The organism is Spelaeicoccus albus (genome assembly GCF_013409065.1).
GTDB lineage: Bacteria > Actinomycetota > Actinomycetes > Actinomycetales > Brevibacteriaceae > Spelaeicoccus > Spelaeicoccus albus.
On sequence record NZ_JACBZP010000001.1, the window covers coordinates 3,185,254 to 3,206,346 of the forward strand.

Here is a 21,093-nt window from a genome sequence, read left to right on the forward strand (position 1 = left end):
GCTACTGCCGGGACGTTCGCCGCCGTCAGCCGGGCAGCTGCATGTTCCACCAGCGAAGGATGTGCTCGAAGCGAGCCTGGCGATGCCGGGGCCTGCCGGACCGGCTGAGTTCGTGGTTCTCGCCGGGGAACACGAGGAATTCGGTTTCGACGCCGCGGCGGCGCAGCGCCCCGAAGTACCGCTGACCTTGTTCGAGCGGGCAGCGCAGGTCCTGTTCGGAATGCACCACGAGAGTCGGCGTGCGCACGTCGTCGATGTGCGCATACGGCGACTGGGCGGCGACCTGTTCCGGCGTCGTCCCGACGTATTCGAATCCGAAGAACGATCCGATGTCCGAGGTGCCTGCGAACGATTCCGGCTCGAGCATGCCGCGTTCGACGATGGCTGCGGAGAATCTGTGGTCGTGCGCAATGATCCATGCCGTCAAGTAGCCGCCGTACGAGCCGCCCATCACTCCGAGTCGTTCGGCGTCCAGAGCGTCGTCGTCCAGGGCCGCGTCCAGGAACGCCAGCACGTCGGCCATGGCAGGAGCGGCAAGATCGCCCTTGACTGCGCGGCCGTGCGCTCGGCCGTATCCGGCCGATCCGCGCGGATTGCACATGACGACGGCGTAGCCGGCGTTGGCGTACACCTGCGCTTCGTCGAAGTAGCCCCACGAATACCCGGCGAACGGTCCACCGTGAATCATCAGCAGAACCGGATGGGGCCCCGGGCCCTCGGGTACGACAGTCCAACCGTGCACCGGATAGCCGTCCGGGGCGGTCGCCGTGAGCTCGCGCGCCGGTAGGACTGTCGTGCTGTCCCGAAGCCGCCGGGAGAAATCGGTCACCGGGTTCACTTCGCCCCCTCGCACCACTCCGACGTCCCCGGACGTCGTCGGCGACGTGAAGCCGACAACGATGACGTCGCCGGTCGCGTCCGCGCCGGTCACGACGATTCCCGCAGGGGTGAGGGTGTCAACGGCGCCGGACGCGTCGATCCGCACCAGACGGACGGCGCCCCGCTCGGTCAGCCCGCACAATACTGCTTTGCCGGGCAGCACGGTCAGCCCCACGGCCCCGTCGAGATCAACGGTTTCCGGGTCGGTGAGGCGCACGGCGGGCCGCCCCGGCGATTTTCGGTAGAGTCCGCCGGTGGCAGCCACGAAGTCCGTGCCGGACTCCCCGAGCTCGCCGGCCAGCATGACCAGGTCGTCGCCGTCGAAGCGCACGGTGCCGATCGACAAATCGGTAGCGGTCAGCAGTTCGGGTTCGGCCGGACGTTCGGGCTGCCGGGCCCCTTCCCGGCCGGGGTCGGGGTCTTCGGCGGACGGCTCGGCGGCTGCCGGCACCCGGGCCGCATACACGTCGGTGTACAGGTCGTGGTCGCGGCCGGGGTGGCGGGAGGCCAGGAAAGCCACGCGGCCGCCGTCCGGCGTAAATACCGGCTCGGAATGATCGACGATGCCGTTGGTGATCCGGATGCTTTCCGGTACCGGCTCGCTGTCCCCCGGTGCGCCGTCCAGATCGGGCAGATCGACCACGAACACGTGCTGCGGCTTGTCGCCGACATAGCCGAGCCCGTTGCTTTGGTATTTCGCCGTGTCGATGAGCCGGGGCGGCTCGGCGCCGGGAGCGACGTCCTCGTCGGTGCCGTAGCGTCCGTGTTCGGGCACGCGCGCCGTATACGCCAGCCGGCGGCCGTCCGGCGAAAACGACGGGGACCCGGCTCCCAAGTCGGCGTCGGTCAGTTGGACCGGTTCGCCGCCGGCGGACGCCGTCACGAACAATTGCGGCTTACCGCCCTTGTCGGCACGGGAGAACACGACGAGCGAACCGTCCGGCGAGACGACCGGGGCGCCGTCACGGTAGCCGCGGGTGAGGCGGTGCGGCGCGGACCGACCGGTCAGGTCGACGGTGAACAGCTCGCCGCGGTACTCGTCGTCGGCCAGGTCGGGGCGCGTGGCGGCCACTATCGCGGTCCGGCCCCCCGGCAACACTGCCGGCGCGGACACTGTGACGAGCAGATCGACCTGATCGGGGCGCATATTTCTCCTTTGTCGGGCTTTCGGTCACGGCCAGGCGTCCGCCAACGCCTTCCGGACGTCGGCGTGCACCTGCGGGAGTGCTTTGGTCTGGGCCACGACCGGCAGAAAATTCATGTCGCCGGCCCAGCGCGGCACGATGTGTTCGTGCAGGTGGGCTGCAATTCCGGCACCCGCCACGTCTCCCTGATTGATCCCCAAGTTGAACCCGTGCGGCGCCGACACCTTCCGGACGACGCTCATGGCCGTCCGGGTCAGGGTGCCGATCTCGAAGATCTCGTCGTCGGTCGCCTCGGTGTAGTCGGCGACATGCCGGTACGGGCACACGAGGAGGTGGCCGGGGTTGTACGGGTAGAGGTTCAGGACGACGTAACAGCCGCGGCCGCGGTGCACGATGAGGCCCTCCTCATCGGACTTGTCCGGGATCGTGCAGAACGGGCATTCCGCCCGGCTGGAATCCTTCGGCTTGTCCGCGCCGTCGATGTAGACCATCCGATGCGGGGTCCACAGGCGGCCGAAGCCGTCCGGGACGCGCGCAAATCCGTCCGGCGATTCGGCAGCGGCCTCCTCGCGAATCTCGGGGGCATCGGGGGCATCCGCCACTCTTACACCTGCTCCTTCGCGTCGATGGCCGCCACGATACGGTCGACTGCCTCATCGACCGGGATCCCGTTGTCTTGATGCCCGTCCCGATAGCGGAACGAGACGGCGCCGGCGTCCTGATCCTCGCCGCCGGCAATCAGCAAATACGGGATCTTGCGTTTGGTGTGCGTGCGGATCTTCTTTTGCATCCGGTCGTCCGAGTCGTCCACTTCGACGCGGACGCCGCGAGCGCGCAGCTTGGCGGCGACGTCATGCAGATAGGGTGCGAAGTCACCGGCCACCGGCACGCCGACCACTTGCACCGGCGCGAGCCAGACCGGGAACGCGCCGGCGTAATGCTCGAGCAGGACCGCAAAGAATCGTTCGATCGATCCGAACAGCGCCCGGTGGATCATCACGGGCCGCTGATGAGAGCCGTCCGACGCCGTGTAGTCGAGTTCGAACAATTCGGGTTCGAAGAAGTCGAGCTGGATCGTCGACAGCTGCCACGTCCGGCCAATGGCGTCCTTGGCTTGAACGGAAATCTTCGGCCCGTAAAATGCCGCGCCGCCCGGATCGGGAACGAGTTCGAGCCCGGATTCCACTGCAACTTCCTCGAGCGTGCGCGTCGCCGCCTCCCAGGTCTCGTCGTCGCCGACGGATTTCTCGGGATCGCGCGTCGACAGCTCCAAGTAGAAGTCGTCGATGCCGTAGTCGCGCAGCAGGTCGAGGACGAAGGTCAACAGGCGGGCGAGCTCGTCGCGCATGCCTTCGCGCGTCGTGTAGATGTGAGCATCGTCCTGGGTGAAGCCGCGTGCGCGGGTGAGACCGTGGACGACGCCGGACTTCTCGTACCGGTACACGCTGCCGAACTCGAAGAGCCGCAGCGGCAGTTCACGGTAGGACCGGCCGCGCGCCCGATAGATCAGGTTGTGCATCGGACAGTTCATCGGCTTGAGGTAGTAGTCCTGGCCGGGCTTTTTGATGCTGCCGTCGGCGTTCTTCTCCTCGTCGACGTGCATGGGCGGGAACATCCCGTCGGCATACCACTCGAGGTGCTTCGACGTCTCGAACAATTGTTTTTTCGTGATGTGCGGCGTGTTGACGAACGAATATCCCGCCTCGATGTGTCGACGGCGCGAATAATCTTCCATTTCGGTGCGGACGATTCCGCCGTTCGGGTGGAAGACCGGCAGCCCGGATCCGAGTTCGTCCGGGAACGAGAACAAATCGAGTTCGGCGCCCAGTTTGCGATGGTCGCGCCGTTCGGCCTCGGCCAGGCGTTCTCGGTAGGCGACGAGCTCGTCCTTGGTCGGCCATGCCGTGCCGTACACGCGTTGCAGCGACTCGTTTGCCTGGTCGCCGCGCCAATAGGCGGCCGATGACCGGGTGACGGCGAATCCGTTGCCGATGAGCTTCGTCGACGGCAGATGCGGTCCGCGGCAGAGATCCTTCCAGACCGTCTCCCCCGACTTCGGGTCGACGTTGTCGTACATGGTGAGGCCGCCAGAGCCGACTTCGACCGAGGAGCCGTCGTCGTCCGACGCGCCCCCCTTGTCGGCGATCAGCTCGAGCTTGAACGGTTCGTCGGCGAGTTCGGCGCGTGCCTCGTCGTCGGTGACCTCGCGGCGCACGAACTTCTGTCCGCGCTTGACTATCTCTTTGGCCTTCTTTTCGATCTTCTTCAGGTCGTCGGGCGTGAGCGCCTCCGGAACCGCGAAATCATAGTAAAAGCCGTCTTCGATCGGCGGGCCGATGCCGAGCTTGGCGTCCGGGATGATGCTTTGCAACGCTTGCGCCACCACGTGGGCCGCCGAGTGCCGCAAAATGCCCAGCCCGTCGGCCGACTCGATGGTGACCGGTTCGACGACATCGCCGTCGCGCAAGGCGTGCGCCAGGTCGACGAGTTCGCCGTTCACGCGCATGGCCACCACATTGCGACGGCCGTCGAAAGCCTCGGTTCCCGTCGTGCCCGGCGCGGCCACGGAAGAAGTTCCTTCGATGGTCAACGTCAATTCTGCGGGCACTGTCACTCCTGAGCTTTCTGTCGATTGCGGCGGCGCCGGACGCGCCCGCCACCCTCGATGGTATCCCGCGGTTCACTGCCCGGCGCGACCGGTTACGTGCCGAGAGCCGGCAATCGGAACTCGCTGGCGATCAGTTTCAACTCGTCGCGGTGCATCTCGCTCAGCTCTTCGAGGATCTCGTCGCCGGACGCCGTCAACACGACCCGTGCGACCCGGGCGTCGGCGGGGTCCGGCTCACGGCGCACCAAGGCGCGGTCGGTGGCCCGGTTCACCAGCTCGACAACGCTGTGGTGGCGAAGTTGCAGCCGGCCGGCGAGCTCTTGAATTGTCGCCCAATCCTTGCCGGGGTACCCCTTGAGGGCGAGCATCAGCTGATATTGCTGCGATGTGAGGCCGCGTTTGCGCACCGTCTCTTCACTGAACCGGAGGTATCGGCGGATGCCGAATCGGAACCTGGCCAGCTCTTCGAAGTCGGTTTTGCTCAAGGGCACCGCGTGGTCGGACGTCACGTCCACAGCTCATCACTTCTCTCGCGGAACTACCGGTTACGACACTCTTTTTCCATGATATCTCGTGTTACGATATAACTTAGACGGTGCCCGAACATCAGGCATCGGCGGAGCACCAGGGAGGTGCATCGTGTTAAGCAAAGACGAACGTCAACGGCTGCATGAAATTGAGCGGCAATTCGCCGGTGAAGACCCCCAGCTCGCTCATGAATTCGCCAAGGCCCCGATTCCGGGACGTTTCCGCCGCATCCTTGCGTGGATCTTCTTCGCCCTCAGTATGTTCGTGATGACTTTGGCGGCAGGCTTGTACGGAGCAATAACGGTTCTCGTCGTCACGTTCGCCGTGATCGCTTTGGCTCCGGCATGGCGGCGTCATGTGGCACGGGAACAGCAGCTGAGCCGGACCGATTACGACAATCGGTCGTTCCACTGAAGTCGCTGCCCGAAATCGCTGCACTGAAATCGCTGCACTGAAGTCGCTGCACTGAAGAGGACGCGGTCCACTAACTGCTGGAGGCGGTCATGGAACTCCTGATCGGCATCATCGCGGCGCTGGTCATTGCCGGACTCATCGTGATGGGCAAGAGCTTTCGCGTCGTGAGCCAATACGAACGCGGCGTCGTGATGCGTTTCGGCAAGGTCCAAGACCCGGTGCGCCCGCCCGGCTTCACGGCGATCGTGCCGGGCATGGACACATTGCAAAAGGTGAGTATGCAGGTCATCACCATGCCGGTGCCGGCCCAGGAGGGCATCACCCGCGACAACGTGACGGTGCGGGTGGACGCCGTGATCTACTTCCGCGTCGTCGACCCGGTGCGGGCCGTCGTCGATGTCGAGGACTACCGGTCGGCGGTCGGGCAGGTGGCGCAAACGTCTCTCCGGTCCATCATCGGCAAGAGCGATCTGGACGATCTGTTGACCAATCGGGAAAAGCTCAACCAAGGTCTTGAGCTGATGATCGATAATCCGGCTGTCGAGTGGGGCGTGCACATCGACCGGGTGGAGATCAAGGATGTGGCATTGCCCGAATCGATGAAACGGTCGATGTCGCGTCAGGCCGAGGCCGAACGCGAGCGCCGGGCACGAGTCATCACGGCCGACGGCGAACTACAGGCCTCGGAAAAGCTCTCGCAGGCCGCCACCGCCATGTCGGACACGCCCGGCGCTCTGCAGTTGCGGCTGTTGCAAACGATCGTCGAAGTGGCCGCCGAAAAGAATTCGACGCTTGTCCTGCCGTTCCCCGTCGAGTTGTTGCGCTTCCTCGAACGCTCCACTCCGGCGGAAAAGGAAGCAGTCAGCAGCGCCATCGAGGGGATCATGTCGCAAGGCCGCTAGCCCGCCTGCCCCTCGTCCGCAACCTGCGGGGTCACTATCATCGTGGGGTGACTCACGATCCCGGCCCCGAGCGCCGACTGATGCTCGTTCATGCCCACCCCGACGACGAGTCGAGCTCCACCGGCGCCACCATGGCGCGATATGCCGCGCAAGGCGACGGCGTCACGCTCGTCACCTGCACCCTGGGCGAACTCGGTGAGGTCGTCGTCCCCGAACTCGAACATCTGAGCGCCGACCGCGACGACCAGCTCGCACCCCGACGTCTCGAGGAGCTCACCCGGGCCATGGCCGAGCTCGGCGTGCACGACTTCGTCCGGCTCGGCGGCGACGGCCGCTGGCGCGATTCCGGAATGGCGTACGACGAAAAGCGCGGCGTGGTACCGGCCCCCGATCTCCACGACGACTCGTTCTGGCGCGCCGATCTGCGCGCGGCCGCCGATGAACTCGTCGCACTGATCCGCGATCGCCGTCCCCAGGTACTCATCACCTATGACGAGAACGGCCACTACGGTCACCCCGACCACATCCAAGCGAACCGCGTCTCCACATATGCCGCGTCGCTCGCCGCCGTGCCGTCCTACCGACGCGATCTGGGCCGGCCGTGGACGATCCAGCGCACGTTGTGGATCGCCATGCCCGAATCGGCGATCCGCACCATGGTCGAACAAGCCAGGGCTTCCGGCCAGTCGAACGAATTCTTGGACTCCGTCGATCTCGACTCGAGCCGGCCGCCGTTGATGAGCGTGCGCGATGCCGACATTGCAGTGCGCGTCGACGGCTACCCGTTCGCCGCACGCCGATTTGCCGCCTTGCGGGCTCACGCCACCCAGATTCGTGCCGATGAATTCTTCTTTGCACTGGAAGGCGCGCCGCCCGGGCCGCTGTGGGACGAATGCTTTCGCTTTGCCGGCGGCGTGCCGTTCGACGAGCCTGCCGACGACGTGTTTGCCGGCCTCGACTCACGCCGGTAAAAGCGGGGAATGGCGGAAGTTGCTGGTGGGCGATACTGGGTTCGAACCAGTGACCTCTTCCGTGTCAGGGAAGCGCGCTACCGCTGCGCCAATCGCCCAAACGGGATAAAATCCCGCAGGTTTTTCACTTATAGCCTTACGAGGTGGAGATGGGATTCGAACCCACGTATACGGCTTTGCAGGCCGCTGCCTCGCCTCTCGGCCACTCCACCGCGAGGCGACACGATGTGCCTCCGAGCGGACGACGGGATTCGAACCCGCGACCCTCACCTTGGCAAGGTGATGCTCTACCACTGAGCCACGTCCGCACACGTCACCGGCAAGCGATTTCGCTTTATCCCGATTTGTCGGTGCGAGAAACGACTTTACCTTGGGCGGGCGCCCGAATCAAAATCGCCCCCGGAACCCCCGCCGGCTTCGGCTTTCGTACCCGCTCCCCGGCCCGGCATGTCACCGCCCAGCACCACGTCGATACGCGCTCCGCCGGACGTCGACTTGCCAATAATGACGTGCCCGCCGCAATCGACGGCCGTGCGTTTGACGATGTCAAGACCGAGCCCGCTTGACCGGTCGTATGACACACCACGATCCAGTACACCGGGGCCGCTGAACCCCGCGCCGTCATCCCAGACCGTGAGAACCGGATGGCCGGACCGATTCGTCGACACGGCCATTCCGAACCCCACGTGTTCGTCCGTGTGTTGGAAGACGTTGCCAATCAGCGCGTCCAGTGCCACGTCCAAGTTGTCCGGCGAGATCGGCACCATGACGGCGTCCGAGCCGATCCGGTCGGTGATGGTGCGACCTTGATCCTCGGCAAGCGGCCGCCAGAATTCGAGTCGCTCGCGCGCTGCCGCGGCCAAGTCGGCACCGTCAACAGCCCTGTCGCGCGCGCCGCGGCGCGCGGTGGCGATCACGTCGTTGACCATTGTCTCGACGGCGTCCACGTCGCCGGCGATCCGGTCCTTGTCCTCCCCGGCCGGCAAGGCCTCCACATCTAACCGCAGAGCAGTGATCGGCGTTCGCAGCCGGTGGGACAGGTCGGCGACTTCTTCGCGTTCATCCGTGATGAGCTTCGACACGCGGCCGGCCAGTTTGCCCAGTTCCTCGCCGACCCGACGCACTTCCGGAGGCCCCTGCGGTGCGGCCCGTGCGTCCAGATCACCGCGGGCCAGGCGGTCGGCCGTCTCCGCCACGTTGGCGACCGAGGCGACAAGCGAGCGGCCCAGTCGGTCGGCGAGCAGCATGCCGACCGCGAGCAGGATCACGCTTACCAGCGCCAACACCAGCCAGGCCGATTTCACACCGCTGTGCAGCGCTTGATCGGGAACGTCGACCCGGATGACGGCGGTCCCGCTCCGGATGCCCTGAACCGGCACCAGCACGGCTTTGCCGCTGTCGTATTCCGCTTCGAATGCCTCCCCACGGCGTGCCAGCCGAACGGCGTCGTCCACCGGCGCATCGGTGCCGAGCGTCCGTCCTCCTGGCAGGAACACCGTGACGATGCGGTCCGGCGAGCCGCCCAAGCGCTGGACGGCAAGCCGAACGCCGTCCGGCGAGTCGTCGTAGGTGCCGACGACCGGTGCCAGCGCTTGCGCCTGCAACGTCGCCTCGGCCATGGCCCGGTTTTCCGCCTGGCCGCGAAGCAGCAGAGCCAGCGGCAGCACGAGAGCGACCACGATCAGCGTCGTGGCGGCAAAGACAGTTGTCATCAATCGTCGGCGCATAGTGCTACTCCGGGGCGTCGATGCGCACGCCGACGCCGCGGACGGTGTGGAGGTACACCGGACGCTGCGCGGTCTCGCCGAGTTTCCGTCGTAGCCAGGACAAGTGGACGTCAAGCGTCTTGTCCGCCGTCGAATACGGCAGCTGCCAGATATCGGCCAGCAAATCGCGCCGGGGCACGACGGCGCCGGGGCGCTCCATCAGATACCGCAGCAGTTCGAATTCCTTGCGCGACAAGTCGACCGGCTGGTCGTCCAGGGTGACGGTGCGCCGTGTCGGGTCGAGCGCGATTTGCCCGACCGTCAGGGTGTCCGGGCCGTCGTCGGAGTCCAATCGCCGCAAAACGGCTCGGATACGGGCCGCAAGTTGCGCCGCACCGAACGGTTTGACCAAATAGTCGTCGGCACCGGTGTCCAGAGCCTTCACGATGTCGGGCTCGTCATCGCGAGCGGTCGCGACAACCACCGGGACGGCGCTGACGGCGCGAAGCATGCGCAGCACCTCGACTCCGTCCACGTCCGGCAGGCCGAGATCGAGTACGACGACGTCGGGCTGATCGGCGAGCGCCGATTGGAGCCCTTCCATGCCCGCTGCCGACGTGCGCACGGCGTGCCCCATCTCGGTCAGCGCCCGGGCAAGCGCGCTGCGTACCCGCGCGTCGTCCTCAATCACCAGTATTTCCGACATATGCCGAGCGTAGCGGGATTTTTCGAGTTTCCGCATGTGCGCGAGGAGGCGACGACGGGGCGTTTTAACCCGCGCTTAAGGCAGTACCTGTCATGCTTGCGGCATGCGGTCGATAATTGCCGGTACAACGATTTGGGTGCTGCTGGCCGGGGCAGCGGTCGTCGGCGTGTTCAGCGTGCTGTCCGGTATCGGCGCGGACACCGAAGGGTCCCAGCCGCGTCCGATGTCTCAAGACGAGATTTCGCGGGAACTCGCGTCGCCGACCGAGCCGCCGGACACCACTCCCCCCGGCCACACTCCCGCAACGGGCAAGGCGACAACCGCTGCGCCCGGGGCCCAAACACCATCCGATGCACACAGCTCGCCCGCCCGGAAGAAGCACCACCGCGTCGCCAAGCAAACCACCGGCGGTAGCGTCGTAGCCTCTTGCAAACCGGGCGGGGCGTATCTGGAATCGTGGAGCCCGGCACCCGGATACGACACCGACGATGTTCACCGAGGCCCGGCACGCGTCGCCTCGATCGAGTTCGAGGGCGATGACCGACCCGACTACCTCGTCTCAGTGCAATGCAAAAACGGAAAGCCGACCATTCACTCCGTGATGACCGACGATTGAGAAGCCGTCCGCCGGGTTAAATTTTCGGCTCGAACTCTTAACCGTGGAGCCAACTCCGGCTTAACGCGGCCGCCGATAGCTTCGATACGTAAGCAATCGAAGTTGAAGGAGAAGAACGATGTCGCTTAACTCTTTGGCGGGTCTCGGCTGGTCGCTCGGCGTGGATATCCTGATCGTCACTTTGCTCGCGTTCGGCTTGTACTACCGACGAAACCGCAAGCTCGACCTGGCCGGCTCGTTCATCGCCGTCAATATCGGAGTGTTCGCTCTTGTCTCCTTGCTGGCCGGCATGCCGTCGGCCGCAATGGGCTTGGGCTTCGGGCTGTTCGGTATTTTGTCGATCGTCCGCCTGCGCTCGGCGGCGATCCGGCACGACGAGGTCGGCTACTACCTGGTCGCGCTGGTCCTCGGCCTGGTCAACGGCATGGCCCCGAACATGCCGCTGGCGGCCATTTTGCTCGACGTGGGACTGCTGGCCGTCATGTTTTTCGTCGATCATCCGCACTGGCGCAAAGGCACCCAGTGCTCGAGCGTCATGCTCGACCGCGTCATCATCGATCAGGAGGAGCTGGTCGACGAGTTGGCCGTGCGGCTCGATTCGGAGATCCGGCGGTGCGAGACGGAAGCCGTGAACTACGTGCAGGACACGACGCTCGTGACGGTGTGGCACCGGAAGAACGCTGCAGTGCCGGCTAAGCGCCCACGCGCAGCGCGAGCCGGGCGCCGAGACGTCCGGGCGGGTCGGCAGTCTGCGGTCGCCGCCACACCGGATCCTGCCGCCCCGGCCGCGGCCGGCGGCACGGGGCCGCACGTGGAACCGGTTCCGGCCGGACGTCGCGAGCCGGCTTCCGTCATGGAGGCCGGACGATGACGTGGCGCAGCACTCTCGACAAGGCGGATCCCATCGGGCTGGACGAGGTCAACGCTCAGGCCGGCCTGATGGCCCGCGTCGACAGCAAGTACTTCGTACCCGTCGAAGTCATGCAAGAACTCAGCAGCGAGCTCTTCGCCGGGCACCGGGTGACGCAGATCAATGGGGAGCGCGAATTCTTGTACGAGTCGATGTACTTCGACACGCCCGATCTGCGCTGCTTTCGCGATCATGCCCAACGGCGACGACACCGGGCCAAGGTCCGCACCCGCACCTATGTCGACTCCATGCTGACCTTCATCGAGGTCAAGCTGTCGGGTGCCCGAGGGACGACGGCGAAAACGCGTACCGAGTACGGATACGACGACAGATTCGCATTGACGCCCGGAGGCCGTCGATTTGCCGCAGATGTGCTGTCTCGCGGCGGCGTACCACTCGATACGGATGTCCTGAAACCGTCCATGCTCACCACCTATCGACGATCGACGCTCGTGGACGCCGTCCGCGGCGTGCGAATCACCGTCGATGCGGACTTGGCGTGGCGCACGCCGTCCGGAGCCGAATTGCGCGCACGCAGCGACATGCTTCTTCTCGAGGTCAAATCGGCACGCGGCCGGGCACCGGCCAACCGGCTGCTGCACGGCCACGGCATCCGTCCGGTCCGCATGAGCAAGTATCCGGCCGGCATCGGTGCTTTGCACCCCGACCTTCCGGCGAACAGCTGGCACCGTGCACTTCGCACGTACGCCGCAAACGCACCGCGCTTCCTGACCTCCTATTCAGCTTGACCGGATAGATTTATTAGAGAGGATCCGTGCTCCCCCTCTCGCTGAGCGCGGATGGCAGAATTGATTCAGGGCGCGGAAGCCGGGTGATCGCGTTGGTACACACGACGGAGCGGGAGGTCATGAGCCAGGCACACAATCATTGGGCTGCCGCTCATCGACATTGGCCGCGCTGGTTCCGGATGCTGCGGCTGCAATGGTACCGCTGGCGGACCGTCATCCATTCCAATGCGCACGTTTGGTTCGCTTATCGGGTGATGGTGGCCGTAGTCGGCGGCGCCATAGTCGTTGCCGGACTGGCGTTGGTTCCGCTCCCCGGGCCCGGCTGGTTGATCGTCTTCATCGGATTGGCGATCCTTGCCACTGAGTTCCATTGGGCCAACAGGCTATTGCGACGCGGCGGCGTTCTGCTGCGCATTTGGCGCGATTGGCTGATGCGTCAACACATGGCCGTGCGCATCCTGTTGGGAGCGGCGACCTGTCTCTTCGTGTGTGCGATCGTCTACGGGATCCTGCTGCTCACGGGCCTTCCCAGCTGGACGCCGACCTGGGCCGCACCCCCCTGGTTGGGAATTCCGGTCAACGTCGCGTAAAGTGTTTTTTCGTTGCCGGGATTCCTTCCGCGAAGACCGGACACGGGCGATTGGCGCAGCGGTAGCGCGCTTCCTTCACACGGAAGAGGTCACTGGTTCGATCCCAGTATCGCCCACCATTTCCTTTCGCAATCCACGGCGCCTTCCCCTCCCTTCCGCAAAACGCGCATTGGCGTATAGAGCGCGCCGTCATGACGGCGCGTTCTATACGCGCAGCCGCGTTTTGCGGAAAGCGCACGGAGAGCGGGGTCCTCACGAGGGGGCAGTGGGTGCGGGCGGCTGGCGCGGTAATTTCCGGGTCACCAGCGAAGGCGTCGCGGTGGCGGCCGATTCACGCGGCCAGACCTTTTCAATGCCGGCGTTCAGCGCCGCACCGATCAACACCGCCACCGCTATCAGGTACAGCCAGATCAGGACGACGATCGGCGCGGCCAGTGGGCCGTATATGGACGTTCCGCCGATTGACAGCGCCAAGACGAGCCGCATCACGACGCTGGCGCCGAGCCAGATGGCCAGAGCCAGCAGCGCGCCCGGCAGATTGAACAACCACCTGGTCTTGACCGGCACCGCAACGTGATAGAGCACCGTGAGCAACAGCGCCGTCGACAGTGCCACGACCGGCCAGTACACGCCGAGAATCCATTCGAACCCGTCCGGCAGCCACCCGGACAACGTTTGCGGGCCTATCACCAGCAATGGGACGGCGATAGTCCCGGCGCCCAAAGCCAGCAAGTACATGGCGAACGCCAGCGCGCGTTGGCGGAAGAAACCCCGCTCCCCGCCGAGCCCGTACATGATGGTGATGGTGTCGACGTAGGTGTTCATGGCGCGCGAGCCGGACCACAGCGACAGCACGAACCCGACGGAGATCAGCCCGTAATGGTTTGCCGAGACGGCTTGATGGAATGTCGGCACAATCACGGAGTCGACGACATCCGCCGTCAAAAACGGCTCGACCAAGCCGATCAGCCCTGCCTCGAGTTCATTGCGATCGGACAGGCCGAGTTGGCCGGTGACAAGGCCGGCCACTGCGGCAAGACCTAGAACGAGCGGCGGCAGCGCCAAGAGCGTGAAGAACCCGACTTCGGCAGCCAAACTCGTCACCCGGTATTTGAAGATGATCCGCAACGTCGTCTTCACCAGCCGCCAGAACTTGCCCACCACTCCCCCGTCCCGAGCCGCGATCTGGATCTCGCGGTAATGACTCTATGCCAGAATCGGGCCCGGGCTCGGTAGGCGGCGGCCGCAAATACGCTAAGTTTGGAAGCCAGGGAGGGAAGCTTTGTGGCGATGATCGATGCGGCCGGTGTGTGGAGCGTCGGCGCGGAGACTCATAATCTCGAAGCAATCGGGCTCCTGGCCGAGGCGTTCGTGCTGTCGAGCATCATCGGACTCGAACGCCAGCTGCGCCAGAAATCGGCCGGCCTGCGCACGCATGCACTCGTCGGGATGGGCGCGGCGCTGTTTGCACTGGTCTCCGGTTACGGCTTCTCGACGCTGCTCGGCGACCACGTCATCCTCGATCCCTCGCGAATTGCGGCGCAAATCGTCAGCGGCATCGGTTTCCTGGGCGCCGGCGTGATCTTCACCCGCGGGGACGTCGTTCGCGGGCTCACCACGGCCGCGGCCATTTGGGTCACGGCGGCTGTCGGGATGGCCTCGGGCGCCGGCCTGCCGTGGCTGGCCCTGGCCGGAACGATCTTCTACCTCATCACCACCGCCGTCATCACACCGCTGCTGGCGCGCCTTCCCGGAGCCTCGGCCCGCGAGGTCATCATGCTGCGCTATGAGGACGGCAAGGGCGTGCTGCGCGACGTACTCGCCGAATCGACGTCCCTCGGCTTTGCGGCCGAAGTGCTCTCGACCGACAAGACCGACAAATCCGAAGTCACGATGCGCGCGCGCTTTCGCGGCAGGCCGCCGCTGCCTGCCCTGATCGCCTCGCTCACCGAGATCGACGGCGTCATCTCGGTACGCACGGCTCGGCAAGACACCGATCAGGACGACGATTAGTCGCCTCAGCCACCCAGGTGCCCGGCCAGCCGGGAGTGCATGGCGGTGCTTGCCGCGTTCAGGCCCGCGATGCTGACTGTTTTGCCGTGTCCGGCGTACTTCGCTTCGATCGAATCGAGCGCTGCGATCGTCGAAGCATCCCACAAATGCGATTCGCGCATGTCGATGACGACCTGACCGGGGTCGCCGGCATAGTCGAACTGGGTGTAGAGGTCGTTGCTGGAGGCGAAGAACAATTCGCCCACGACCGTATAACGGGCCACCGCGTCGTCCCCGTCGCCCGTGACGGTTCGCTCCACGCCCACCAAGTGCGCGACCCGCCGGGCGAACAGCACCATTGCGACAACGACTCCGGACAGTACGCCGATTGCCAGGTTATTCGTGGCAACGACGACTACGACGGTGATGATCATGACCGACGTTTCGCTTTTCGGCATTCGCCGCAAAGTCGCTGGCCGGATGCTGTGCCAATCGAAGGTGCCCACCGACACCATGATCATGACCGCGACGAGGGCCGCCATGGGGATCGTCGCCACGAAATCGCCGAGCCCGACCACGAGCACAAGCAAAAACACCCCGGCCAAGAACGTGGAGATCCGGGTGCGGGCACCCGCACCCTTCACGTTGATCATCGTCTGGCCGATCATGGCGCACCCGCCCATGCCGCCGAAGAAGCCCGTGATGATGTTGGCGGCGCCCTGTCCCCAGGCTTCTCTGGTGGTGTGGGACGTCGTGTCGGTCACGTCGTCCACGAGCTTGGCGGTGAGCAACGTCTCCAGCAGACCGACAAGCGCCATGGCGACGGCGTAGGGGCCGATGATTTCCAGAGTGTGCCAATCGAGCGGCACGTGCGGGATGAACAGCGAGGGCAAGCTGGACGGAAGCTTGCCCTCGTCGCCGACCGTCGGCACGTGCAGGCCGACGCTCAGCACTATCACGCAGACCACGATGATCGCGACCAGCGGTGCCGGCACGATTTTGGTCAGCCGAGGGAAGAACACGATCACGGCGACGCCGACCGCGACGAGCGGGTACACCAGCCAGGGAACTCCGATCAAATGCGGCAACTGCGCCAGAAAAATCAGGATGGCCAGCGCGTTGACGAACCCGATCATGACGCTGCGGGGCACGAACCGCATGAGCTTTGTCGCTCCCAGCAACGCCAGCACGATTTGGAGAGCGCCGGCCAGGATCACTGTGGCGATGAAGTAGTCGATGCCGTGTTCGCGGACGAGTGGGGCGATGACGAGAGCGACGGATCCGGTCGCTGCCGAGATCATCGCCGGACGCCCACCGAGGATCGAGATCGACACCGCCATGGTGAACGCCGCGAACAATCCGACCCTGGGGTCGACGCCGGCGATTATCGAAAACGAAATGGCCTCCGGGATGAGGGCCAGCCCGACGACTATCCCGCCGAACACCTCGGTGCGCAGGCGTCGCGGCGACTTCAACGTCCCAAGGACCGATTGCAGTTCCTTCGGGGTCGGTTCGGCGGTCGTCGTCACGCAGGGCTCCTATGAGTTGGGCACAATTTGGTCGGGGCCCCGGCACGCCGAGTGGCGGCGAGCGGCTGCGAAATCAACGATTTCGCCGCCACTCGCCGCCACTCGGCGAGATGGATGAGCCATTCGCCGCCACTCGGCGACGGACGGTCACACGACGATGCGCAGCGGGTCTTCCAAGATGGCACGCAGATCACTGAGGAACAGTGCGGCCTCCGCACCATTCACGACTCGGTGATCGACGGTCATGGTCATCGTGATCGTGCTGCGCTCGGCGAGCTTTCCCTCGTGCACGTACGGCACGCTCGCGGCCGCCCCAACGGCAAGGATAGCAGCCTCGGGCGGGTTGATCAGCGCCGTAAAGTGGTCGATGCCGTACATGCCCAGATTGCTGATGCTGAACGAGCCACCCTTGAACTCTTCGGGGCGCAGCTTGCCGTCCTTGGCCCGCCCGGCCAGTTCGCGAGCTTCACCGCTGATCTCCGTCAGGGTCTTGCGATCGGCATTCTTCACCACCGGCACGATGAGGCCGCCGGACAATGCGACGGCAATTCCGACGTTGATCTCGCCCCTGCGGATGATTTTGTCCCCGCCCCACGACGAGTTGATCTCCGGGTGGTCCTTCAAGGCACGCGCGCACGCCTTGACGAACAAGTCGTTGACGCTCACTTTCGTGTCGTCGAGCCGCTCGTTCAAGGTCTTGCGGAAGGCCAGCAGGTCATCGACCCGCACCGACACCGTTTCCTGGAAGGTCGGCGCGCCGACGTTACCGGCAAGCCGCTCCGCAGTGATGCGCTGGTTCGCGGTCAGCTTGACGTCCTGGTCGGCGTCGCCCGTTTCTGCTTGCGTCTGCTGTGCGGCCGGCGTCTCGGACGGCGCGCTGCCGCCCTTCTTTTGCTCGGCCACCACCCGCTCGACGTCGGTGCGGATGATTCGCCCGCCGGGCCCCGTGCCTTCCACCTGCGACAGGTCGATGCCGTGTTCGCGTGCCATACGGCGGGCCAACGGCGACCGGCGCACTCCGGAATCGTCGTCCTGCGTCTCCTGCCGTGCCTCAGCCGCCCGGCCGGCATCGCCGGACGACGTGTCGTCACCGGACGTCTCACCGGACGCGTCGTCGTTTGCGGCCTCGTCTTCCGTGTCCTCGGAGTCCGATTCACCGTCGTCGCCGGAGGAGACATCCTCGCCCGAGCCCGCGTCCTCGCCGGACGACGCGTCCTCACTCCGACCGGAACCGCCGCCGGATTTCGCGGAGCTGCCGGAGCCGTCGCCCAGCACCGCGATCGGTTCGCCGATGGCCACCGTGCCGCCCTCGTCCACGAGGATCTCCTCGAGGACTCCCTCGTCGTAGGCTTCGAGGTCCATCGTCGTCTTGTCGGTTTCGATCTCGCCGATGACGTCGCCCTTTTTAATGGCGTCGCCGATCTTCTTCGACCAACTGGCGACGACGCCTTCCTCCATGGTGTCCGACAGCCGGGGCATCAGAATGTCCGTCATGATTTGCTCCTCATCCCCGTTGCATCGAGTTGTTCACGGATCACTTTCCGCAAGGCATCGGCCCCGGGTAGTGCCGCACTCTCGAGTGGTTTGGCGTACGGCAATGATATTTCGGCAGCCGCGACCCGGCGTACCGGCGCGTCCAGATAGTCGAAGGCTCCTTCTTGGACGGATGCGGCGATTTCGGCGCCCACTCCGTAGCTGAGCCAGTCATCTTCCATCACCACGGCACGCGTGGTCTTCCGTACCGACTTGCAGAACGTCTCGCGGTCCAGCGGACGCAGGCTGCGCAAGTCGATCACTTCAACGCTCACGCCGTCCTTCGCCAACTCGTCGGCGACCCCGACCGCGACGTTGACGCCGCGCGAATAGGCGATCACCGTCAGGTCCGTGCCCTCTCGCGCAACTGCGGCCCGGCCGATCGGAACTTCCGGCCCGTCGTCCGGAACCTCGCCCTTCGTGTTGTACAAGCCGAGGTTCTCCAAGAACAGCACGGGGTCGTTGTCCCGGATCGATGTCGTCAACAATGCTTTGGCATCGGCCGGATTGGACGGGGCCACGACCTTCAAGCCGGGAAGGTGGGCGTACCAGACTTCGATGTTCTGCGAGTGGGTGGCGCCGAGCTGCTGGCCGCCTCCTCCCGGCGTGCGGAAGACTATTGGAATCGCCGTCTGCCCGCCGAACATGGTGTAGATCTTCGAGGCGTGGTTGACGATCTGATCGAACGCCAGCACGCTGAAGTTCAACGTCATGAATTCGACGACCGGACGCAAACCGAGCATTGCCGCGCCGATACCGACGCCCGCGAATCCGTTCTCGGCAATCGGCGTGTCACGCACGCGTTTCGGCCCGAACTCGTCGAGCAGCCCCGCCGTGATCTTGTACGATCCCTCGAATTTGCCGATCTCTTCGCCGAGAAGCAGCACCTTCTCGTCGCGCGTCATTTCGGCGCGCAGCGTGTCGTGAAGGGCCTGCCGGTAACTGATCACAGCCATTGGTTAATATCCCGAGCCTTTCGAAAAATCTTAGAACGTGATGAGCGGATCGCCGGGCATCTGCTTCGGTGCCCCGGCCACCGCCGTCGAATAGTCGTTGTCGAAGAGTTGCTCCGGTTTCGGCGACGGACTCTTGTCGGCAAACGCGACCGCGTCGTCGACGATGCGTTCCGCCTCGTCGTCGATCTCTTGTGCCTGCTTCTTCGTCATGGCGCGGCTCTTGATGAGCGTGGAACGGTACAGGGGCACCGGATCGTTTTCCTTCAGTTCCTTGTTTTCCTCATCGGTCCGGTATTTCGCCGGATCGACGACCGAATGACCCTTCAGCCGCTCGCTCGTCGTTTCCAACAGGTACGGACGGCGATCTTCTCGCGCCGACTTCAACGCCTTTTCGGCCGCCTTGCGCACCGTGTCCGGATCGTTGCCGTCGACTCGCGTACTCGGGATCCGGTAAGCGGCGCCGCGCTTGTAGAGATCGGGTTCGGCGGACGAGGCATCAACGGTGGTGCCCATGCCCAGGCCGTTGTTGATGATGACGTACACGATCGGCAGGTTCCACAGTCCGGCGATGTTGAGTGATTCGTGGAAAGCGCCAATGGCCGTCGTTCCGTCGCCGAGCAGGCACATCACGGCGTCCGACTTGTCGTCGGCCTTTTGCTCGTAGTCGATTGCCAAGGCCGCTCCCGTCGCCGGCGGCAACTGCCCGCCGACGATGCCGTAGCCGCCCATCAGCCGCACGCCCTCGTCGAACAAGTGCATCGAGCCGCCCCAGCCTCCCGAGACGCCGTCGGTACGGCCGAACAGTTCGGCCATCACCTCGCCGGGGTCCAGTCCGCGCGTGATGGCGTAACCGTGGACGCGGTAGTTCGCAAACAGATAGTCCTTGGCGCGCAGCGCGCTCATCAGGCCCACGACCGTGGCTTCCTCGCCGAGGTTCAGATGGCAGTATCCGCCGATCTTCGCGCGCTGGTACATCTCTTGCGCCCGAAGTTCGAACGCCCGGATGAGCGCCATCTGCCGATAGTAGGACCGCTTCGTGTCGGCCGAAGCGCGCGATCCGGTCGACCGCGTGGTGGGCTGCGATTTTGTCGATCGAGACTTTGTCGCCACCGAATCATCACCTCTATTTGAGCCGTTACCGCCAACTGTCGTTGGCCGGTATCTCCAACCCTAGCCCCTCGCGTGCCGCCGGAGGATGTGGGTTATGACACCCATAGGCGCGGTATTCCGGCTCGGCAAGTTCAGCGCAAGGACGTCTCGCCCTCCCGAACGAGGGCCGTGAGCCGCGAGATCGCGCGCAGATATTTCTTCTTGTACCCGCCGGCCAGCATCTCGTCGGTGACCAGATGGTCGAGCGAGTCGCCGGTCGCGATGACCGTGACTTCGCGGTCGTACAGCCGGTCGATCAAAACCACCAGTCGCAGCGCGACGGCCTCGTTGTCCACCGTGTGCACGCCGCGCCACAGGACGGTGCGCACGCCGTCCACCAGCGCCCGGTAGCGGCTCGGGTGGATCTGCTCCAACACGCCGAGGACGCCGTCGAATTCGTCCACCGCGACTCCGTTCCGCTCCTGCGGCAGGCGCCGAGCCAGCCGGCCGAACTCTTCCGGCGTGGGCGGGTCGGGCGGCGAGGGGAGCCCGCGATGACGGTAATCGTCACCGTCGATGTGCAGCACCTCGAATTGGCTCGACAGCACTTGGATCTCGCGGAGAAAGTCCTGTGCGGCAAAGCGGCCCTCTCCCAAAGCGTCCGGGAGGGTATTGGACGTCGCCGCCAGTTTCACCCCGGCGTCGGCCAGTTCGCGCATGAGACGGGACATCAGCACCGTGTCGCCGGGGTCGTCGAGTTCGAACTCGTCGACGCAGACGAGGCTCATTTCCGACAGCGCCTCCAGTGCCTGGTGGAATCCGAGCGCGCCGACGAGGTTCGTGAACTCGACGAACGTGCCGAACGCGGCGGGTTTCGGCGCAGCGTTCCACAGCGATGCCAGCAAGTGGGTCTTGCCGACGCCGTAGCCGCCGTCGAGGTACACGCCGGCCTTGCCGTCGTTCTTCCTGGCACCAAACAGTTTGCCGAACAAGCCCGGCTTGGCGCCGATCGTGCCTTCGAACCTTCGCAGGGCGTCGACGGCCGCAGCCTGCGTCGGTTGCGCCGGATCGGGACGGTAGCTGTCAAAGGACACGTCGGTGAAATGCGGCGGCGGCACGAGCTCGGCAATGAGCTTGTCCGGCGCCACCCGCGGACGACGGTCCACGAGGTGGATCGCGGCATCGGCGGGCGCCTGGGCGTTCGCACTCAAATCTGACAAAGCGTCCTTCTCATTCGGTTCGGCTCGTGTTCCTCGGCCGCTGACGGTTC

General features: G+C 65.1%; 20 protein-coding genes and 4 tRNA genes. 9 read left to right on the forward strand and 15 right to left on the reverse strand.

Annotated elements, in window-relative coordinates; translation table 11 throughout:
* Positions 1–25: 25 nt before the first annotated feature.
* From BJY26_RS14775 to BJY26_RS14790, 4 genes are all read right to left on the reverse strand, one after another.
* Positions 26–2,026 (reverse strand): S9 family peptidase, encoded by a 2,001-nt coding sequence (locus BJY26_RS14775; RefSeq protein ID WP_179428977.1) that lies wholly within the window; start codon positions 2,024–2,026, stop codon positions 26–28.
* A 24-nt stretch (positions 2,027–2,050) separates the two neighbouring features.
* Entirely contained in the window at positions 2,051–2,626 is a 576-nt protein-coding gene (locus BJY26_RS14780; RefSeq protein ID WP_372465312.1) for an HIT family protein, read from the reverse strand.
* 2 nt (positions 2,627–2,628) lie between these two features.
* On the reverse strand, positions 2,629–4,632 hold the full coding sequence (thrS, locus tag BJY26_RS14785; RefSeq protein ID WP_179429995.1) for a threonine--tRNA ligase: 2,004 nt from the start codon (positions 4,630–4,632) through the stop codon (positions 2,629–2,631).
* Between the two features lie 92 nt (positions 4,633–4,724).
* Positions 4,725–5,141, reverse strand: coding sequence for a MarR family winged helix-turn-helix transcriptional regulator (locus BJY26_RS14790; protein WP_179428978.1), 417 nt, complete (start codon positions 5,139–5,141; stop codon positions 4,725–4,727).
* Between the two features lie 130 nt (positions 5,142–5,271).
* On the opposite strand from BJY26_RS14790, the gene BJY26_RS14795 reads away from it, so the two are divergent.
* The 3 genes from BJY26_RS14795 to mshB all read left to right on the forward strand — a co-directional run bounded on the left by BJY26_RS14795 (position 5,272) and on the right by mshB (position 7,447).
* Positions 5,272–5,574: a DUF3040 domain-containing protein gene (locus BJY26_RS14795; protein ID WP_179428979.1), complete on the forward strand. Its 303-nt coding sequence runs from the start codon at positions 5,272–5,274 to the stop codon at positions 5,572–5,574.
* 89 nt (positions 5,575–5,663) lie between these two features.
* The gene (locus tag BJY26_RS14800) at positions 5,664–6,476 is read left to right on the forward strand and encodes a slipin family protein (RefSeq protein ID WP_179428980.1); all 813 of its coding nucleotides are present in this window, start codon (positions 5,664–5,666) and stop codon (positions 6,474–6,476) included.
* Between the two features lie 47 nt (positions 6,477–6,523).
* Positions 6,524–7,447, forward strand: coding sequence for an N-acetyl-1-D-myo-inositol-2-amino-2-deoxy-alpha-D-glucopyranoside deacetylase (mshB, locus tag BJY26_RS14805; RefSeq protein WP_218852445.1), 924 nt, complete (start codon positions 6,524–6,526; stop codon positions 7,445–7,447).
* A gap of 23 nt (positions 7,448–7,470) precedes the next feature.
* Here the strand turns inward: mshB and BJY26_RS14810 are convergent.
* The 5 genes from BJY26_RS14810 to BJY26_RS14830 all read right to left on the reverse strand — a co-directional run bounded on the left by BJY26_RS14810 (position 7,471) and on the right by BJY26_RS14830 (position 9,859).
* Positions 7,471–7,545, reverse strand: a tRNA-Val gene (locus BJY26_RS14810).
* Positions 7,546–7,588: 43 nt separating this feature from the next.
* A tRNA-Cys gene (locus BJY26_RS14815) sits at positions 7,589–7,659 on the reverse strand.
* 24 nt (positions 7,660–7,683) lie between these two features.
* Positions 7,684–7,755: transfer RNA gene (locus tag BJY26_RS14820), tRNA-Gly, on the reverse strand.
* A 57-nt stretch (positions 7,756–7,812) separates the two neighbouring features.
* A complete protein-coding gene (locus tag BJY26_RS14825; protein WP_179428981.1) occupies positions 7,813–9,174 on the reverse strand; it encodes a sensor histidine kinase in 1,362 nt (453 codons plus the stop codon).
* A 4-nt stretch (positions 9,175–9,178) separates the two neighbouring features.
* Entirely contained in the window at positions 9,179–9,859 is a 681-nt protein-coding gene (locus BJY26_RS14830; protein WP_179428982.1) for a response regulator transcription factor, read from the reverse strand.
* Between the two features lie 103 nt (positions 9,860–9,962).
* Between BJY26_RS14830 and BJY26_RS14835 the strand changes: the two genes are divergently transcribed.
* The 5 genes from BJY26_RS14835 (at position 9,963) to BJY26_RS14855 (ending at position 12,843) form a co-directional block, all read left to right on the forward strand.
* Positions 9,963–10,475, forward strand: coding sequence for a hypothetical protein (locus BJY26_RS14835; RefSeq protein ID WP_179428983.1), 513 nt, complete (start codon positions 9,963–9,965; stop codon positions 10,473–10,475).
* 118 nt (positions 10,476–10,593) lie between these two features.
* Positions 10,594–11,346: a DUF4956 domain-containing protein gene (locus tag BJY26_RS14840; protein ID WP_179428984.1), complete on the forward strand. Its 753-nt coding sequence runs from the start codon at positions 10,594–10,596 to the stop codon at positions 11,344–11,346.
* Positions 11,343–12,134: a polyphosphate polymerase domain-containing protein gene (locus BJY26_RS14845; RefSeq protein WP_179428985.1), complete on the forward strand. Its 792-nt coding sequence runs from the start codon at positions 11,343–11,345 to the stop codon at positions 12,132–12,134. The genes BJY26_RS14840 and BJY26_RS14845 overlap by 4 nt, the downstream gene beginning before the upstream one ends.
* A 119-nt stretch (positions 12,135–12,253) precedes the next feature.
* The gene (locus tag BJY26_RS14850; protein WP_237248789.1) at positions 12,254–12,724 is read left to right on the forward strand and encodes a TIGR02611 family protein; all 471 of its coding nucleotides are present in this window, start codon (positions 12,254–12,256) and stop codon (positions 12,722–12,724) included.
* 44 nt (positions 12,725–12,768) lie between these two features.
* Positions 12,769–12,843, forward strand: a tRNA-Val gene (locus BJY26_RS14855).
* Positions 12,844–12,976: 133 nt separating this feature from the next.
* Here BJY26_RS14855 and BJY26_RS14860 read toward each other — a convergent pair.
* Positions 12,977–13,885 (reverse strand): YihY/virulence factor BrkB family protein, encoded by a 909-nt coding sequence (locus tag BJY26_RS14860; protein WP_179428986.1) that lies wholly within the window; start codon positions 13,883–13,885, stop codon positions 12,977–12,979.
* A 129-nt stretch (positions 13,886–14,014) separates the two neighbouring features.
* Between BJY26_RS14860 and BJY26_RS14865 the strand changes: the two genes are divergently transcribed.
* A complete protein-coding gene (locus tag BJY26_RS14865; RefSeq protein WP_179429998.1) occupies positions 14,015–14,737 on the forward strand; it encodes an MgtC/SapB family protein in 723 nt (240 codons plus the stop codon).
* 5 nt (positions 14,738–14,742) lie between these two features.
* Here BJY26_RS14865 and BJY26_RS14870 read toward each other — a convergent pair whose 3' ends face one another.
* The 5 genes from BJY26_RS14870 to zapE form a co-directional block, all read right to left on the reverse strand.
* Positions 14,743–16,245: a SulP family inorganic anion transporter gene (locus BJY26_RS14870; RefSeq protein WP_179428987.1), complete on the reverse strand. Its 1,503-nt coding sequence runs from the start codon at positions 16,243–16,245 to the stop codon at positions 14,743–14,745.
* Between the two features lie 147 nt (positions 16,246–16,392).
* Complete coding sequence (locus BJY26_RS14875; RefSeq protein WP_179428988.1) at positions 16,393–17,739, reverse strand: dihydrolipoamide acetyltransferase family protein; 1,347 nt, start codon at positions 17,737–17,739, stop codon at positions 16,393–16,395.
* Positions 17,736–18,734: an alpha-ketoacid dehydrogenase subunit beta gene (locus BJY26_RS14880; protein WP_179428989.1), complete on the reverse strand. Its 999-nt coding sequence runs from the start codon at positions 18,732–18,734 to the stop codon at positions 17,736–17,738. Before BJY26_RS14880 ends, BJY26_RS14875 begins: the two co-directional genes overlap by 4 nt.
* Positions 18,735–18,764: 30 nt before the next feature.
* Positions 18,765–19,748: a thiamine pyrophosphate-dependent enzyme gene (locus BJY26_RS14885; protein WP_179428990.1), complete on the reverse strand. Its 984-nt coding sequence runs from the start codon at positions 19,746–19,748 to the stop codon at positions 18,765–18,767.
* A gap of 227 nt (positions 19,749–19,975) precedes the next feature.
* Positions 19,976–21,043 (reverse strand): cell division protein ZapE, encoded by a 1,068-nt coding sequence (gene zapE / locus BJY26_RS14890; protein WP_237248788.1) that lies wholly within the window; start codon positions 21,041–21,043, stop codon positions 19,976–19,978.
* Positions 21,044–21,093 lie beyond the last annotated feature (50 nt).